Source organism: Actinosynnema sp. NPDC004786, assembly GCF_053601135.1.
In genome coordinates this window covers 26,216-42,060 of sequence record NZ_JBSGBG010000005.1, presented here as the reverse complement: position 1 = coordinate 42,060, position 15,845 = coordinate 26,216, and the positions used below count along the sequence as shown (strand labels likewise).

The window sequence follows — 15,845 nt, the reverse complement described above, 5'->3', positions numbered from 1 at the left end:
TGTCGTGGCGGTGTGAGGGGCGCCTGCGGGTTTCTTCGCGAGAGGCGTTTCACGGTGAGGGTCTTCGAGGTCGTCGCGCGGCTGCGTGCCGCGGGTTGTGTGTTCGCCGAGGACGAGGCGCGGGTGTTGGTGGAGGCCGCGCGTGGTCCGGAGGAGTTGGCGTCGTTGACGGCGCGTCGGGTGGCGGGGGCGCCGTTGGAGCACGTGGTGGGGTGGGCGGAGTTCTGCGGGTTGCGGGTGGTGGTGGGTCCGGGGGTGTTCGTGCCGCGGCGGCGGACGGGGTTGTTGGCGCGGTTGGCGGTGGAGGGGGCGCGGCCGGGTGGGGTGGTGGTGGATCTGTGTTGCGGGTCGGGTGCGGTGGGTGCGGTGGTGGTGGACCGGGTGCCGGGGGTGGAGTTGCACGCGGTGGACGTGGATCCGGTGGCGGTGGCGTGTGCCCGGCGGAACGTGGGTGGGGGTCGGGTGTACGAGGGTGATCTGTACGGGCCGTTGCCGGTGTCGTTGGCGGGGCGGGTGGAGGTGTTGGTGGCGAACGCGCCGTACGTGCCGACGGGGTCGATCGGGTTGATGCCGCCGGAGGCGCGGGAGTTCGAGCCCCGGGTGGCGTTGGACGGCGGGGTGGACGGGTTGGCCGTGCAGCGGCGGGTGGTCGCGGGTGCGGCGCGGTGGTTGGCGCCTGGTGGTGTGGTGTTGGTGGAGACGGGTGCGGTGCAGGCGGCGGGCACGGTGGAGGCGTTCGCGCGGGGTGGGTTGCGCGCGGAGGTGGTGTCGGACGAGGAGTTGTCGGCGACGGTGGTGGTGGGTCGGTTCGGGGTCAGGTGACGGCGTCGTCGGGGTCGCGGGCGGGTTCGACGGTGAGGCGGGCGGTGGCGCGGGGGCCGTCGGTGTGGAGGGCGGCGCCGGCTTTGCGGAGGGCGGCGAGGGCGGCGTGGTTGTCGGTGGTGGTGTGGGCGACGAGGGTGGTGATGCCGCGTCGGGCGGCTTCGTCCTTGAGGCGGTGGAGGGTGGCGGGGCCGGTGCCGCGGCCGCGGGCGCAGCGGACGAGCCACATGCCGATGTCGCCGTGGGCGGTGAGGCGGGCCATGCCGACGGTGCGGTCGCCGTCGACGATCTCGTAGGCGTCGGGTTGGAGGTCGCGGTAGAAGTCGCGGAACTCGTCGGGTCGGTCGACGGTCCAGCCGGGTGGCATGACGTCGGCGGGGTCGGTGTCGGCGACGGCGAGGCCGAGGAGGCGTTCCACTCCGGAGTCGTCGAGGGGTCGCAGGTGGATCACTTCGCCAGCTCCTTCTCCAGTGGGGTGCGGAAGCGGGGGATGACGCGTGCGCCGTCGAGGCAGGTGGCGAGTCGTTCGGCGGCGCGGGTGATGGCGGCGCGGGCGTCGGCGCCGACGTCGTCGAGGAGGCGCCAGGCGATGTCGCCGTCGGGGCGTTGGGCCCAGCCTCCGACGACGGCGCCGCGCCACCAGACGGTGGGGCCGACGTTGCCGGCGGTGTCGAACAGGTGGGGGCGGTGTCGGTCGGGGAGGTACCAGTCGCGGGTCTGCCAGCCCATGGGGGTGGGGTCGAGGGCGGGCAGGAGGGCGGCGGCGGGTTCGGGTTCGGGGACGGGGTCGAGGTCGTCGGGCAGGGCGTGGCCGGGGCCGGTGGTGAGGGTGACCTGGACGGCGCCGGCGGCGGCGAGGGCCTGGCGGGTGTGGGCGAGGGTCCAGCCGGTCCACCACTTGAGGTCGGTTTCGGTGCCGGGTCCGTAGGAGGCGAGCCAGCGGCGGGCGAGTTCGGCGCGGGCCCCGGCGGGGTCGAGGTCGGGCCAGGGTGTGGCGGGTTCCCAGCGGAACTGGGTGCCGAGCCAGGTGCCGAGGGGGCGGCCGCGGCGGATGCGGCCGTCGGCGGCGAGGACGCGGATGATGCGGCTGGAGACGTTCTGGCGGGTTTCGTAGCGCTTGCCGGGTGCGACGAGGACCTGTTCGAGGAGGGCGGGGACGTCGCGGGTGAGTTCGGTGGTGGTGGCCCGGCCGCGGCGGCGCAGGGCCGCGAGGGTGTCCTCTTCGACCTCGGCGAGGCGTTCGGGGGTCCAGCCGAGTCCGTCGGCGAGGTGGGTGAGGAGCTTGCGGCGTTCGGCGGCGGCGATGGCGGCGCCCGCGGCGGCCTGGACGACGGGTGCGGTGTCGGCGGTGACGGCGAACATGGTGCGGCGCATGCACAGCAGGCGGACGAGGGTGTGCCGGTCGTAGAAGGCAGCTTCGACGGCGGCGACGGAGGGGTCGCGGAGGCGGGCGCAGGCGGAGAGGTGGACGGTGGCGGGGTCGGTGGCGTGCAGCCCGACGAGGGCGTCGGCGACCTGCTCGGGTGTGTCGGTGGGGCGGGCGAGCAGGTGGCGGGTGGCGAGGCGGGCTCGTCGCTGTGCGTCGTCGATCGTGGCGGGCGTCACCCGTCCATCCTCGGCGATTTACCCTGTTCGGCGGAACCGGGATTCGCGGAATCCGGGTGTGGGGCGACTGGGGGCGCGATGTCGGCGACGCGGCTGCTGGTGCTCGGTGTGGTGCGCGGGTACGGGCGTGCGCACGGCTACCTGGTGGGGAACGACCTGATGTCGTGGGGTGCGGGGGAGTGGGCGAACGTCAAGTGGGGGTCGATCTACCACGCGTTGAAGCAGTTGGCGAAGGAGGGGCGGCTGGTCGACGTGGAGGTGCCGCCGGCGCGCACGGACTACGAGATCACCCCGGAGGGGGAGGTGGAGTACCGGCGGTTGTTGCGGGAGGCGTTGCGGCGTCCGGGGACGCGGCCGGACCTGCTGGCGGCGGGGTTGGCGATGTTGCCGTCGTTGGGGCGGGCGGAGGCGGTGGGGTTGTTGACGGAGCGGTTGGCGGCGTTGGAGGCGCGGCGGGACGCGGCGCGGGCGCGGGCGGCGGAGTGGGGTGGGCCGCCGCACGTGACGGAGCTGTTCGGGCTGTGGGAGCACACCGCGTCGGGTGGGGTGGGGTGGACGCGGGGGTTGTTGGCGCGGTTGGGGGACGGGGCGTACCGGATGGCGGGCGAGCCGGGATCGCCGGGTGAGCCGGGCAGCTGGGGTAGGCTCAAATTTGAGTAGCGAGGGGGAGCGCTGAACACAGGGTTGGAGCGGTGCGCGGTCGTGTTCGAGGCCGCCGACCCGCCACGCACGTCCACCGTCGTCTTCTACCCCGCCCCGGACGCGCCCGGTGACGTCGCGGGCTTCGACGACCGGGTCACCGTGGCCGCGCCCGACGGCGCCCGGCGCGCGGTGCCCGCGGTGCGGCTGCCGGTGGCCGAGGCCGTGCCGCTGCTGAGCCGGGCCCGCCGGGCCGCGCACGCCCACCCGGCGGCCGCGTTCTGGGGCGCGGCGGTGGTGGTGGCGTTGCAGCTGGTGGCGCGCGGCCGGGTGCGGCCGGCGGTGACCGACGGCGACTTCGACGCGTGGCTGCTGGGGCCGTTGGACGCCGCGGACCACGCGCGGGTGCGCGACCTGGCCGCGGCGATGCCGCCGCACGCGCGGGCCGTGCCGCTGCCGGGGCGCGACCCGCTGGAGCTGCCCGACGCCGAGCCGCTGCTGCGCGCGTTCCTCGACGCCGTGGCCGACACCATGCCGCGCGGCGCGGCGGCCGTGCACGCGGCGGGCGGCCCGGCGTTCGCGGCCGTGGCCCCGCAGCGGGTGCCGCACCTGCGCGAGTGGGCCGACCAGGGCGTGCGGGTGTCGTTGCGGATCGAGGGCTTCGGCCCGTTCCGGGCCGTGGTGCAGGTGCACAGCCTGGCCGAGCCGGCGCACGTGGTGGACGCCGCGGAGCTGTGGGCGTCGGCGACGCGGCGGTCGCGGTCCGACGCGCTGGTCGCGGTGCGCCGGGCCGCCCGCGCGTGGGCGCCGCTGGAGCGGCTGCTGGACCGGCCGGTGCCCGACGAGGTGGCGTTGCCGGACTCCGACGTGGAGGACCTGCTGGCCCGGGGCGCGGTCCGGCTGGCCGCCGCGGGCGTGGACGTGCACTGGCCCAGGGACTTGGTGCGGGACCTGTCGGCGAAGGTCGTCATCGGCGACCGCCCTGCCGACCGGCCCTCGTTCTTCGGCCCCGACCAGCTCACCTCGGTGGACTGGCGGCTGGCCCTGGGCGACGACCCGCTGACGCCCGCCGAGCTGGACCTGCTCGCCGAGGCCACCCGGCCGGTCGTGCGGCTGCGGGACCGGTGGACGCTGGTCGACCCCGAGCTGGCCCGCCGCGCCCGCGAACGCGACCTCAAACCGGTCTCCGCCATCGACGCGCTCGGCGCGGCCCTGACCGGCACGACCACGGTCGACGGCGTCGAGGTCGAGGTCGCCGCCACCGGCTGGCTGGAGGAGCTGCGGTCGCGCCTGACCGACCTGGACGACGAGCCGATCGCCGCGCCCGCGGCGCTGACCGCGACCCTGCGCGACTACCAGCTGCACGGCCTGCGCTGGCTGCACCGCATGACCTCGCTGGGCCTGGGCGCCTGCCTGGCCGACGACATGGGCCTGGGCAAGACCGTCACGCTCATCGCGCTGCACCTGCACCGCGCCGCCCACGACCCCGGCCCCACGCTGGTGGTGTGCCCGGCGTCGCTGATGGGCAACTGGCAGCGCGAGGTCGAGCGGTTCGCGCCCGGTGTGCCCGTGCGCCGCTTCCACGGCCCGCGCCGCGAGGTCGCGCACGAGGGTTTCGTGCTCACGACCTACGGCACGATGCGCCTGGACGCCGACCGGCTCGCCGGCGTCGAGTGGGGCCTGGTCGTGGCGGACGAGGCGCAGCACGTGAAGAACCCGACCTCCGACACCGCCCGCGCGCTGCGCCGCATCCCGGCCCGCGCCCGCGTCGCCCTCACCGGCACCCCGGTGGAGAACGCCCTGGCGGACCTGTGGGCGATCCTCGACTGGACCACTCCCGGGCTGCTCGGCACCCGCGCCGCGTTCAAGGCCCGCTGGGCCGGGCCCATCGAGGCCGACCACGACCGCGACACCGCCGAGCGGTTCGCCCGGCTCGTGCGGCCGTTCCTGCTGCGCCGCCGCAAGACCGACCCCGGCATCGCGCCCGAGCTGCCGCCCAAGACCGAGACGGACCGGCCGGTCGCGCTCACCCGCGAGCAGGCCGCCCTGTACGAGGCGGTCGTGCGGGAGCTGATGGCCGAGGTCCGCGAGGCCGACGGCATCGCCCGCCGCGGCCGGGTCGTCAAGCTCCTCACCGGCCTCAAGCAGGTGTGCAACCACCCCGCCCAGTACCTGAAGGAGACCTCGCCGCGCCTGGCCGGCCGTTCCGGCAAGCTCGAACTGCTCGACGAGCTGCTCGACACGATCCTCGCCGAGGACGGCGCGGTGCTCGTGTTCACCCAGTACGTCGCCATGGCCCGCCTGCTCGAACGCCACCTGGGCGGCCGGGGCGTCCCCACCCAGCTCCTGCACGGCGGCACGCCCGTCGCCGCCCGCGAGGAGATGGTGCGCCGCTTCCAGGACGGGCGGTGCCCGGTGTTCCTGCTGTCGCTCAAAGCCGCCGGCACCGGCCTCAACCTCACCCGCGCCGACCACGTCGTGCACTACGACCGGTGGTGGAACCCGGCCGTCGAGGACCAGGCCACCGACCGCGCCCACCGCATCGGCCAGACCCGGCCCGTGCAGGTGCACCGCCTCATCGCCGAGGGCACCATCGAGGACCGGATCGCCGCCCTGCTGCGCGCCAAGCGCGACCTCGCCGACGCCGTCCTGGCCCGCGGCGACGCCGCGTTCACCGAACTGACCGACGACGAGCTGGGCAACCTGGTCGAACTCCGGAGCGGCACATGAGCGACCGCGTCAAGGGCTTCCCCGCGTTCGGCAAGGGCGTGCGCCGGGCCCGTTCCTGGTGGGGTCGGGCGTGGCTGCAGGCGCTGGAGGCCACGTCGCTGGACCAGGCGCCGCTGCGGCAGGGCCGCCGGTACGCCCACGCGGGCCTCGTCGGCACCATCACCGTCAGCCCCGGCCGGCTGGCCGCCACCGTCTACGACACCGAGGACACCTACCGGACCGCCGTCCACCTCACCCCGCTCACCGACGCCGAGTGGGACCGGTTCCTGCGCCAGGTCGCCGCCAAGACCGGCCACCTCGCCGCGCTGCTCGACCGGGACATGCCGCGCGAACTGGTCGACGCCGCCACCGACGCGGGCGTGCCGCTGCTGCCCGGGATCGGCGACCTCGACCCCGAGTGCACCTGCCCCGGCTGGGAACTGCCCTGCCGCCACGCCGCCGCCCTCTGCCACCAGGCGTCCTGGCTCCTCGACGCCGACCCGTGGGTCCTGTTGCTGCTGCGCGGCCGCACCCGGGACGAGGTCGTCGCCGGCGCGCGACCCGCGACCGGCGTGCCCGCCACCGTCGCCTACGCCGATCCCGTCCCCGACCTGCCCGACGACCCGCCGCCCGCCGAACCCGGCCCGCTGCCCGAGTTCGACCCCGCGCCCGGCCTCGACGTCGCCGCGCTGCGGCTGCTCGTCGCCGACGCCGCCGCCAAGGCCCGCGACGTCCTCGCCACCGGCCACTGGCCCGCACCCGACGACCGCCGCGACCGCGTCCGCATGGCCGCCACCCACCCCGACCTGCGTGCCCGGCTCGACGTCGACCCGCGTGCCGTCCGCGCCTGGCGGCAGGGCGGCGCGCCCGCGCTCGACGTCCTCGAACACCCCTGGACCCCCGACCGCGCCGACACCGCCCGCGCCCGCGCCGCCTGGACCCGCGGCGAACTGCCCGAACCGGTCGTGTGGCGCAACCGCTGGACCGTCGAGGACCGTCAACTGCGCTACGGCCGCGACGGCCGCTGGTACCCCTACCGCGCCACCGACGGCGCCTGGTGGCCGACCGGCACCCCGCACCGCGACCCCACCGCCGCCCTCGCCGACACCGACTGAACCCCGCGTGCGGCGTCACCGGACGACGGTCGCGGTTCGCGGTGCGACGGAGACTTGAGGACGAAGTCCGCACGGTGCCGACAAGCGGATCCTCGACGCCGTCCCCCGCCGACCACCCCGTAGACCGGTTGAGGGGGCCGGGGCGGGCCGGTAGCGTCGGTCCCGTCCGGCTGATCAAGGTTCGGGTGTCCGGGAGGTCGATCATGACGTGCGTGGTTTCCGGTGGAGTCACGATCGCTCCGGCCGGGGAGCGCGCCGCCCGCTGACCGCGCCGCCGACACGGCGTCGGCCGTAGCGGCCAGACAGAGCGCGCACCCCTCCTCGACTCGGAGCGGTCCTCACCGGCCCGCGGGGTTCCTCCCCCGGGCCGCAGGCATCGCCGCGCGCGGTGCCGTGACCCGCGTACCGCACTCCACGAGGAGAAATCCGTGCGTCCCGCACAATCCGGACCACCCGCACAGCCGTTGACCGCGGCCGAAGGCGGACCGAGCGACGTCACCTACTCCGACGGGACCGTCCTGCGTCCCGCCCGACCCTGGACCACGACCGTCCACGCGTTGCTGCGCCACCTGGAGGACGTCGGCTTCACCGGCGCGCCCCGCGTGGTCGGCGACGGCATCGACGCCGACGGCAACGAAGTCCTGACCTACCTCGACGGAACCATCGTGCACCCGCACGCGTGGACCGACGAGGGCGTCCGGCAGGCCGGTGCGCTGCTGCGCGACCTGCACCACGCCACCGCCGGGTTCCGACCGCCGCCCGACGCGGTGTGGCAGCCCTGGTGGATGCGCCACACCGGCCCCGACACCGTGATCGGGCACTGCGACGCCGGTCCGTGGCACATCGTGGCCCGCGACGGCCTCCCCGTCGGGCTCGTCGACTGGACCCTCGCCGGCCCCGTCGACCGACTCGACGAGATCGCCGCCGCGGCGTGGTGGAACGCCCAGTTGCACGACGACGACGTCGCCGAGCGCAACGACCTGCCCGACGCGGACCACCGCGCCCGGCAGCTGGGACTGTTCCTCGACGGCTACGGCCTCCCGTCCCGCGACCGGGACGGGCTCGTCGGCCGGATGATCGAGTTCGCGATCCGCGACTGCGCCGCCGAGGCGACGTACGCGGGGATCACCCCGGACTCGACCGACCCGGGGCCGCTGTGGGCGCTGTCCTGGCGGGCCCGGTCGGCCGCCTGGATGATCCGCCACCGAGGACTGCTGGAAGGGGCCGTCCGGGGTTAGCCCGGGCCGCTCACGCAGGCAGTCGTGGGGCAGGGTCGGGCCGTCGGCCCGACCCTGCCCTTCCTGGAGCGGCCATCCCGGACCACGGTGTCGCGGTTGCCGCCGCGGCGGGGACGCCGTTCCCGGGCCCGCGGGGCCCCACGGGCGGTGCGGGCCTGTGCCGTCGCGCGCGGCGGGTTCTCAGGCTTGTCCACCTCGGGGTCCAGCCCTGGCCGGTGGCACGTCGGCGTGGCACGGTGAGCCCGCGATCGGCGGTGACGAGAGTCGCCTGAAGGGGAGTGGGGTCCGGGAAGCCGCAGGTGAAGCCCGCTTCACCACACCTGTGGTACCACAGGTGTGGTGGTTCCCCCGGGCCGGCGGGACGACCGGTCCCCAGGCCGGGCGGACCCGCCGCCACCGCCCGGCGGTGACGTCCGCGACCCCCGCGCGACCCGGTCTAGGTGATCACACCCGGCATCACGGCGGCCGTCCGCTTGCGGCGCAGCCACACCTTGCGCGACCCGTCGCCGAACAGCAACGTCCGCGACAGCTCCCACCCGGCGAACTCCGCGTGGATCGCCAGCTGCGTCGTCGCCGTGCGACGGGAGACACCGGCCGGCAGCCGCAGCGGCCGGTACTCCCAGTCCCCGTCGACCACCCCTTCGCCCGCCATCATCCGATCACCTGCATCCCTGCGCCGTCCCCGGACGCGACGTACACGCGCCCGCTGCCTGGATCGACCGCCACCGAGTCCGGCTGGCGGACCGTGGCGTACCGGTGCCGCTCCACCGGCTCCGCGCCGGCCACGTCGAACGCCACCACCTCGTTGCGCTCGGTCAGCGTGATCCACACCAGGTCACGCGCCTCGTCGTAGGCCATCCCGTACGGACCGCCGGGCACCGGGTAGCGCAACCGCATGATCAACGGGCCGGTGGAGAACGCCATCAGCTCGCCGCCGCGCGTGTCCACCACCAGCACCCGGCCGAACCGGTCGGCCACCGCGTTCGTCGCGCCCTCGCCCGCCCGCAGCCCGGCCCCGGGGCCCTCGGCCGCCGGGTCCAGGTCGAACACCGCGCTGCGCGGCCGGTCCAGCACCACCGCCGCGTCGCCCACCGCCACCAGCCGGTCCGGGCTGGAGATGCCGCGCACCACGTGCCCGTCGACCGACACCTGCCGCAGGTCGCGCTGCGCCACCAGGGTCCGCCCGCCGACCCGCGCCACGTCCACCGGCGCGCCCTCCACGCCGCGGCGCGACGTCGTCCCGTCGGGCCGCACCGTCACCACCTCGCCGGCGGGCACCACGGCCTCCACCGCGCCGCCCTCGGCCACCAGGCGCTCCGCCGGGCCCGGCAGCGGCACCACCAGCGGCTCGCCGGACAGGTCCGGCGGGTACAGGGCCACCGACGGCGGGTCGGCCACCGCGACCGCCACCCGGTCGCCCGCCACCGCCACCGCCGTCGCCCGCCCCAGCGGCAGCACGCGGCCCTGCGGCACGGCGGTCTGCGCGGGCGCGGACGCGGGCCGGGCCGGCTCCAGCGTCGCGGCCAGTTGCAGCGGGTCGGCCGGGTTCTCCTCGGTCGCACAACCCGAGACCAGGGCGACCCCGGTGAGCACTACCGCCGCCAGTCGGCGCAACGTCGGACCTCCCGATCGACCCCGTTCAGCCCTCCCAGCATCCATCACCGGGGCACCATCGTCACGCAGGGGGCGGGTGTTGTCGTTGGTCTGGGAAGGTGATAGTCGCGCCCCGGCCGTACACCCGACGCCCTCCCGGCGACTATCCCAGGTGAACGGGGAGGTGTCGCGATGACCGTCGACGAACTGCGCGCCCGGCACGTGCAGCTGCTGCGGGACCGGCGGGTGGCCGACCACCTCGCCCCGCCCGCGCGGGCCGACCCCGCCGACCGCTACCACACCTGGACGCAGGTGGCCGCCGAACCGCCGGGCGAGCGGCTCGCCCGGTTGGCCGGGGTGCGGGTCCACCGCCCGCCGTACCGGGCCGGGCACCTGCACGAGCAGCAGCGCACCCTCGACGCCGTGCAGCCCGAGGTGCTGCACCTGGCCCGCGCCGCGGGCCGCGAACCGGCCGTGCCGGTACTGGCCGGCGTGTTCCCCACCGGCGCCCTCGACGGGATCAGCGTCCCGGTGCCGGGCAGCGGCGTCCTGGTGCTGGTCGACACGTCGCTGCTGGACCTGCTCGACACCGTGCTGAAGATCATGACCGGGGCGCTGCCGAACTACGGCGCGCCGCCGCTGCTGGACGCCGACCAGGCGTCCTACGCGCTGGCCGAGGCCCTCAACGCCCACCTGTACGGTCGCGGCGCGGTCCCGGCGCGGCGGCTGCCCGAGCTGTCCGGGCAGCGCGCCGCGCTGGTCTCGCTGATGGCGCGGCGCGCCACCCAGTTCGTGCTGTCGCACGAGGTCGCGCACGTGCTGGCCGGGCACCTCCCGCACGCCCGCCGCCGCACCGAGCCCGCCACCCCCGTCGGCGCGCTGGACGCGCAGTCCTTCGGCTGGGCCCGCGAGCACGAGGCCGACCGGGTCGCCGCCCTGATCATGCTGCACACCCTGGACGACCTGCCGCCGCGCGAGCTGGAGGCGCACGAGCCGTGCCTGGTCGGCGCGGTGCTGCTGGTGCTGTTCCTGCACGAGGTCACCGACCGGCTCGCCGACGAGCTGGGCCTGGCCGTCCCGTTCGCGGGCAACCACCCGCCGCCGGTGCGGCGCATCCAGACCCTGGTCGAGCACCTGGCCGGCCGCGTCCGCACGCCCCGCGCGCTCGACCTCGCGGGTGACGTCGCCACCTGGCTGGAGGCCCAGCTCGGGGGCGTGCGGGACTGGTTCCGGCTCGTCGACGAGACCCTCCGGAGCCCGCGCGGTCCTACGTCAGCCGGGTGACCTCGCCGGTGTCGAGCTGGTAACTGGCCGCGATCACCTTGACGCCGTGGTGCTGCACCGCGGTGCGCAGCGTCACCGACCGCTCCACCGCGAGCGCGGCGACCCGCTTGGCCTGGTTGTTCACCGCCGCGGCCAGGAACCGGGCGTCGTCGGCGTCGGGCGGGGTGGCCAGCACCGCCGGCTCGATCGACCGCACCAGCGCGCTCACGTCGCCGTAGACCTGGGTCCGGCCGCGCACCACGTCCACGGCCGCCGAGACCGCGCCGCACTTGGCGTGCCCGAGCACGACCACCAGCGGCACCGCCAGGTGCTCGACCGCGTACTCGACGCTGCCCAGCACGCTGGTGTCGAGCACCTCGCCCGCCGAGCGGATCGTGAACAGGTCCCCCAGGCCGTGGTCGAACACCAGCTCCGGCGGAACCCGCGAGTCCGCGCAGCCCAGCACCACCGCGAACGGGTGCTGGCCCTGCACGAGCGACTCCCGCCACCGCAGCGACTCGTGCGGGTGGACCTGCCGGCCGGTGACGAACCGGCGGTTGCCCTCCGCGAGCTTGCGCCACGCGCCTTCCGCGTCCAACTCGGTCGCGCCCTCCGGGGAGCGCCGGGCCGGCGTCCCCGCCCCCTGCGCCGCCGCGGGCGCCCCGGTGACCGCGAGCGTCGCCGCGGTCCCCGCCGTGATGCCGAACAGCCGACGCCGCGTCACAGCGGCCGGCTCACCACTTGATTCACGCACGCACGGAACCTAGACCCGATCGGGGCATTGCCGGCGGAACAAGTCACGCAACTCACACGATCAGTCACATAATGCGACGATCATGACGATTCCGGTCTAACCGGACATTCACGAAAGAAGTAACGGAATCACCCGAGGGGTCGCTCCGGGTAACCGAACTCGATCGCGCTCACGTCGTCCAGCGCCGCCCGGATCGCCGGCGGCAACGTCAGCTCCTCCGCCGCCAGCGACCCCAACAGCTGGGCCGTGTCCCGCGCGCCCACCACCGGCGCCACCACGCCCGGCCGGTCCCGCACCCACGCCAACGCCACGCACAGCGCGCTCGTGCCCAACCCGTCCGCCGCCGTCGCCACCGCCTGCACGATCCGCGCCGCCCGCTCCGTGCGGTGCTGCTCCACGTACCCCGCGAAGTGCGCCGACGCGCCCCGCGAGTCCGACGGCGTGCCGTTGCGGTACTTGCCGGTCAGCACACCGCGCCCCAACGGCGCCCACGGCAGCAGCCCGATCCCGTGGTGCCGCGCCGCCGGCACCACCTCCCGCTCCACGCCCCGCTCCAGCAGCGAGTACTCCACCTGCGTGGACACCAGCGGCGTGTGCCCCGGCAGCGCCGCCGCCGTGCCCAGCTGCCACCCCGAGTAGTTCGACACCCCCGCGTAGCGGACCCGGCCCGACGACACCGCCGCGTCCAGCGCCGACAGCGTCTCCTCCAGCGGCACGTTCGCGTCCCACGCGTGCAGCTGCCACAGGTCGATGTGCTCCACGCCCAGCCGCCGCAGCGACCCGTCCAGCGCGTGCAGCAGCGCGCCGCGCGACGCGCCGCCCCCGAACGGGCCGTCGTTGCGCCGCGCCACGGCCTTCGTCGCGATCACCAGCTCGTCGCGCGGCACGACCTCGCCCAGCAGGCCGCCCAGGATCCGCTCGCTCTCGCCCTCCACGTAGACGTCGGCGGTGTCCACCAGCGTGCCGCCCGCCTCGGCGAAGGCCAGCAGCTGGGTGGCCGCCTCGTCCGCGTCGGTGTCCCGGCCCCAGGTCATCGTGCCCAGGGCCATCCGGGACACCCGCAGTCCGCTGCGCCCGAGGTATCGCTGTTCCACGTCGGGGAGCCTAAGGGGTGATCGACTTTCCGGCGGGTCGTGCCACGCGCCCGTCCAGCGCCGACCGCGTCACGATCCGGGCACGCCCCGCCTGGCCAACCAGGTTACCGACCGGTAGGGTGACCGCTCGTGCGACTGGGACTGAACCTCGGGTACTGGGGCGCGGGCAACGACGCCGCGAACCTCGAACTGGCCAGGGAAGCCGACCGACTGGGCTACTCGGTGGTGTGGGCCGCCGAGGCGTACGGCTCGGACGCGCCGACCGTGCTGGCGTGGGTGGCCGCGCAGACCGAACGCGTCGACGTCGGCAGCGCGATCCTGCAGATCCCCGCCCGGACCCCGGCGATGACCGCGATGACGGCCGCCACGCTCGACTCGCTGTCCGGCGGCCGGTTCCGCCTCGGCCTGGGCGTGTCCGGGCCGCAGGTGTCGGAGGGCTGGCACGGCGTGCGGTTCGACAAGCCCCTGGGCCGCACCCGCGAGTACGTCGACATCGTCCGCGCCGCCCTGCGCCGCGAGCGGCTGCGCTACGACGGCGAGCACTACACGCTGCCGCTGCCCGACGGCCCCGGCAAGGCCCTCACCCTCACCGTGCACCCCGTGCGCGAGCACATCCCCGTCTACCTCGCCGCCGTCGGCCCGAAGAACGTCGAGCTGGCCGGCGAGATCGCCGACGGCTGGCTCGCGCTGTTCCTGTCGCCCGAGCACTCCGGCGACGTCATGGCCTCCCTGCGGGCGGGCCGCGACAAGGCCGGCCGGACGCTCGACGGGTTCGACGTCGCCGCCACCGTGCCCCTGGTCGTCGGCGAGGACTGGCGCGCGTGCGCCGACCGCGTCCGCCCCTACGCCGCGCTCTACGTCGGCGGCATGGGCAGCCGGCAGAAGAACTTCTACAACGACAACGCCGTCCGCATGGGCTTCGCCGCCGAGGCCGCCGAGGTCCAGGACCGCTACCTCGCCCGCGACTACGACGGCGCGATGGCCGCGCTGCCCGTCGAGTTCCTCGACGGCACCTCCCTGCTCGGCAGCCGCGAGCGCATCGCCGACCGGATGCGCGCCTACGCCGAAGCGGGGGTCACCACGCTCACCCTTTCGCCCATGCTGCAAGATCTCGAGCAGGGGATCGCCGCGCTACGGACGGCGACCGAAGCTCTGGATCTGGCAGGAGTGGGTAGTTGAGCTGGTTGCAGGCCATCGTCCTCGGACTCGTCCAGGGACTCACGGAATTCCTGCCCATTTCCTCGTCGGGTCACATCAGGATCGTCTCCACCCTGTTCTTCGGCAACGACGCGGGCGCGTCGTTCACCGCGGTCATCCAGCTCGGCACCGAGGTCGCGGTGCTGATCTACTTCGCCAAGGACATCGGCAACTTCATCGCGGCCTGGTTCAAGGGCCTGTTCAGCAAGGCCGCCCGCGCCTCCGAGGACTACCGGATGGCCTGGTACGTGATCATCGGGTCGATCCCGATCAGCGTGCTCGGCTACCTGTTCAAGGACGAGATCCGCTCGTCGCTGCGCAACCTGTGGATCACCGCCACCGTGCTGGTGGTGTTCGGCCTGCTGCTCGGCCTGGCCGACCAGTTCGCCCAGCACGTGCGCGACAAGCTCCAGCTCCGGGACGCGGTCGGCATGGGCCTGGCCCAGGCGCTCGCGCTGATCCCCGGCGTGTCCCGCTCCGGCGGCACCCTCACCGCGGGCCTGTTCCTCGGCCTGAACCGGCCCGCCGCCGCCCGCTACTCGTTCCTGCTGGCCCTGCCCGCCGTGTTCGGCGCGGGCATCTTCAGCATCCCCGACGTCCTCGACCGCGCCGAGCCCAACGCCGCCTCCGTGCCCCAGATGATCGTCGCCACGATCGTGTCGTTCGCGGTCGGCTACGCCACGATCGCGTGGCTGCTGCGGTACGTCTCCAAGCACAGCTACTCGGTGTTCGTGTGGTACCGGCTGCTGCTGGGCATCGTCCTGATGGGGCTGCTGTCGATGGGGCTCATCAACGCGACATAGGGTTGGCCCCGTGGCTACCGTGATCTTGCTGCGACACGCCCGCTCCACCGCCAACGGAGCGGGCGTCCTCGCGGGCCGCCGACCCGGCGTGCGCCTGTCCGACCGGGGCGAGGAGCAGGCCGCCGCGCTGGTGGCGCGGCTCGCGGGCGTGCCGCTCGCCGCCGTGGTCACCTCGCCGCTGGAACGCTGCCGGCACACCCTCGCGCCGCTGCTCGCCGACCGCGGCCTCGACCCCGTCGTCGAGGACGACCTCGCCGAGGTCGACTACGGCGAGTGGACCGGGCGCGAGATCAAGGAGCTGCTGTCCGAACCCCTGTGGTCGGTCGTGCAGCAGCACCCGTCCGCCGCGGTGTTCCCCGGCGGCGAGGGCCTGGCCGCCGTGCAGTCCCGGGCGGTGGCCGCGATCCGGGCGCACGACGCGCGGATCACCGCCGAGCACGGACCCCGCGCGGTGTGGCTGGCGTGCAGCCACGGCGACGTGATCAAGGCCGTCCTCGCCGACGCCCTCGGCGTTCACCTGGACGGGTTCCAGCGGATCGTGGTGGACCCCGCGTCCGTGTCCGTCGTCCAGTACACCGAGACCCGGCCGTTCGTGCACCGCGTCAACGACAACGGCGGCGACCTGCTCGGCCTCGTGCCCCCGCCGGAGAAGACCGACGACCCGCCGTCCTCCGACGCCGTCGTGGGCGGCACGACCGGGGCCTGACCGGCGACCGCGTGGCCCCCGGACAGTGCAGGGTAGTCCGGGGGCCACGGCGTGCCTGGCCGGGGCGGGCGGCCGCGTGGGATCGATCGTATTGGCGACGACGCCCCGGTGAACGCCCCGCTACGGCCCGTCGTCCGGGCGGCGTCGGGGTGGTCGCGCAGGTCAGCGGCGGCGACCCGGCGCCGCGCGCCCGCCATAACCGCAGATCAACGCCCGTGGAAACACGGCGGAAACAAACCGCGCAAGCGGTCGGGCGACGCAACCGGCTGGACCGTTCGGCCCGCGCCGATCGAACCGGACCTGTGAG

At 75.1% G+C, this 15,845-nt stretch carries 15 protein-coding genes; 9 read left to right on the top strand and 6 right to left on the bottom strand.

The window, feature by feature from the left end; translation table 11 throughout:
• The first annotated feature begins 54 nt into the window (after window positions 1–54).
• The gene (locus ACWEFJ_RS06020) at window positions 55–822 is read left to right on the top strand and encodes a putative protein N(5)-glutamine methyltransferase (protein WP_449713073.1); all 768 of its coding nucleotides are present in this window, start codon (window positions 55–57) and stop codon (window positions 820–822) included.
• Here the strand turns inward: ACWEFJ_RS06020 and ACWEFJ_RS06015 are convergent.
• The gene (locus ACWEFJ_RS06015) at window positions 815–1,273 is read right to left on the bottom strand and encodes a GNAT family N-acetyltransferase (RefSeq protein ID WP_449713072.1); all 459 of its coding nucleotides are present in this window, start codon (window positions 1,271–1,273) and stop codon (window positions 815–817) included. The genes ACWEFJ_RS06020 and ACWEFJ_RS06015 overlap by 8 nt on opposite strands.
• On the bottom strand, window positions 1,270–2,427 hold the full coding sequence (locus ACWEFJ_RS06010; protein WP_449713071.1) for a winged helix DNA-binding domain-containing protein: 1,158 nt from the start codon (window positions 2,425–2,427) through the stop codon (window positions 1,270–1,272). The genes ACWEFJ_RS06015 and ACWEFJ_RS06010 overlap by 4 nt, the downstream gene beginning before the upstream one ends.
• Before the next feature lie 78 nt (window positions 2,428–2,505).
• Between ACWEFJ_RS06010 and ACWEFJ_RS06005 the strand changes: the two genes are divergently transcribed.
• The 4 genes from ACWEFJ_RS06005 to ACWEFJ_RS05990 all read left to right on the top strand — a co-directional run bounded on the left by ACWEFJ_RS06005 (window position 2,506) and on the right by ACWEFJ_RS05990 (window position 8,128).
• On the top strand, window positions 2,506–3,087 hold the full coding sequence (locus tag ACWEFJ_RS06005) for a PadR family transcriptional regulator (RefSeq protein ID WP_378094757.1): 582 nt from the start codon (window positions 2,506–2,508) through the stop codon (window positions 3,085–3,087).
• Window positions 3,088–3,129: 42 nt separating this feature from the next.
• Window positions 3,130–5,796, top strand: coding sequence for a DEAD/DEAH box helicase (locus ACWEFJ_RS06000; RefSeq protein WP_449713070.1), 2,667 nt, complete (start codon window positions 3,130–3,132; stop codon window positions 5,794–5,796).
• Window positions 5,793–6,890: an SWIM zinc finger family protein gene (locus tag ACWEFJ_RS05995; protein ID WP_449713069.1), complete on the top strand. Its 1,098-nt coding sequence runs from the start codon at window positions 5,793–5,795 to the stop codon at window positions 6,888–6,890. The genes ACWEFJ_RS06000 and ACWEFJ_RS05995 overlap by 4 nt, the downstream gene beginning before the upstream one ends.
• A gap of 428 nt (window positions 6,891–7,318) precedes the next feature.
• On the top strand, window positions 7,319–8,128 hold the full coding sequence (locus tag ACWEFJ_RS05990) for a phosphotransferase (RefSeq protein ID WP_449713068.1): 810 nt from the start codon (window positions 7,319–7,321) through the stop codon (window positions 8,126–8,128).
• 436 nt (window positions 8,129–8,564) lie between these two features.
• On the opposite strand, the gene ACWEFJ_RS05985 is transcribed toward ACWEFJ_RS05990, so the two are convergent.
• Together ACWEFJ_RS05985 and ACWEFJ_RS05980 are read right to left on the bottom strand one after the other, a co-directional pair.
• Window positions 8,565–8,780 (bottom strand): DUF5703 family protein, encoded by a 216-nt coding sequence (locus tag ACWEFJ_RS05985; RefSeq protein ID WP_378092225.1) that lies wholly within the window; start codon window positions 8,778–8,780, stop codon window positions 8,565–8,567.
• On the bottom strand, window positions 8,780–9,742 hold the full coding sequence (locus tag ACWEFJ_RS05980) for a YncE family protein (protein WP_449713067.1): 963 nt from the start codon (window positions 9,740–9,742) through the stop codon (window positions 8,780–8,782). Before ACWEFJ_RS05980 ends, ACWEFJ_RS05985 begins: the two co-directional genes overlap by 1 nt.
• A 171-nt stretch (window positions 9,743–9,913) precedes the next feature.
• Between ACWEFJ_RS05980 and ACWEFJ_RS05975 the strand changes: the two genes are divergently transcribed.
• Window positions 9,914–11,005, top strand: a complete 1,092-nt coding sequence (locus tag ACWEFJ_RS05975) for a hypothetical protein (RefSeq protein ID WP_378092217.1) — start codon at window positions 9,914–9,916, stop codon at window positions 11,003–11,005.
• On the opposite strand, the gene ACWEFJ_RS05970 is transcribed toward ACWEFJ_RS05975, so the two are convergent.
• Entirely contained in the window at window positions 10,989–11,708 is a 720-nt protein-coding gene (locus tag ACWEFJ_RS05970) for a carbonic anhydrase (RefSeq protein WP_449713066.1), read from the bottom strand. The two genes, ACWEFJ_RS05975 and ACWEFJ_RS05970, sit on opposite strands and share 17 nt — an antisense overlap.
• Before the next feature lie 158 nt (window positions 11,709–11,866).
• Window positions 11,867–12,832: an aldo/keto reductase gene (locus ACWEFJ_RS05965; protein ID WP_378092213.1), complete on the bottom strand. Its 966-nt coding sequence runs from the start codon at window positions 12,830–12,832 to the stop codon at window positions 11,867–11,869.
• Between the two features lie 129 nt (window positions 12,833–12,961).
• Between ACWEFJ_RS05965 and ACWEFJ_RS05960 the strand changes: the two genes are divergently transcribed.
• Genes ACWEFJ_RS05960 through ACWEFJ_RS05950 form a run of 3 tightly spaced genes read left to right on the top strand, consistent with a single transcriptional unit; the run spans window position 12,962 to window position 15,538 of the window.
• Window positions 12,962–14,011: an LLM class F420-dependent oxidoreductase gene (locus tag ACWEFJ_RS05960; protein ID WP_378092212.1), complete on the top strand. Its 1,050-nt coding sequence runs from the start codon at window positions 12,962–12,964 to the stop codon at window positions 14,009–14,011.
• Window positions 14,008–14,832 (top strand): undecaprenyl-diphosphate phosphatase, encoded by an 825-nt coding sequence (locus ACWEFJ_RS05955; RefSeq protein WP_378092210.1) that lies wholly within the window; start codon window positions 14,008–14,010, stop codon window positions 14,830–14,832. Before ACWEFJ_RS05960 ends, ACWEFJ_RS05955 begins: the two co-directional genes overlap by 4 nt.
• 10 nt (window positions 14,833–14,842) lie before the next feature.
• Window positions 14,843–15,538: a histidine phosphatase family protein gene (locus ACWEFJ_RS05950; protein ID WP_378092208.1), complete on the top strand. Its 696-nt coding sequence runs from the start codon at window positions 14,843–14,845 to the stop codon at window positions 15,536–15,538.
• Window positions 15,539–15,845 lie beyond the last annotated feature (307 nt).

What these genes read in the sequence shown, in the direction of transcription:
- ACWEFJ_RS05995 (WP_449713069.1), top strand. Translation starts at nt 5,793, where the DNA reads ATGAGCGACCGCGTCAAGGGCTTCCCCGCGTTCGGCAAGGGCGTGCGC.
- ACWEFJ_RS06005 (WP_378094757.1), top strand. Translation starts at nt 2,506, where the DNA reads ATGTCGGCGACGCGGCTGCTGGTGCTCGGTGTGGTGCGCGGGTACGGG.
- ACWEFJ_RS05985 (WP_378092225.1), bottom strand. Translation starts at nt 8,780, where the DNA reads ATGGCGGGCGAAGGGGTGGTCGACGGGGACTGGGAGTACCGGCCGCTG.
- ACWEFJ_RS05975 (WP_378092217.1), top strand. Translation starts at nt 9,914, where the DNA reads ATGACCGTCGACGAACTGCGCGCCCGGCACGTGCAGCTGCTGCGGGAC.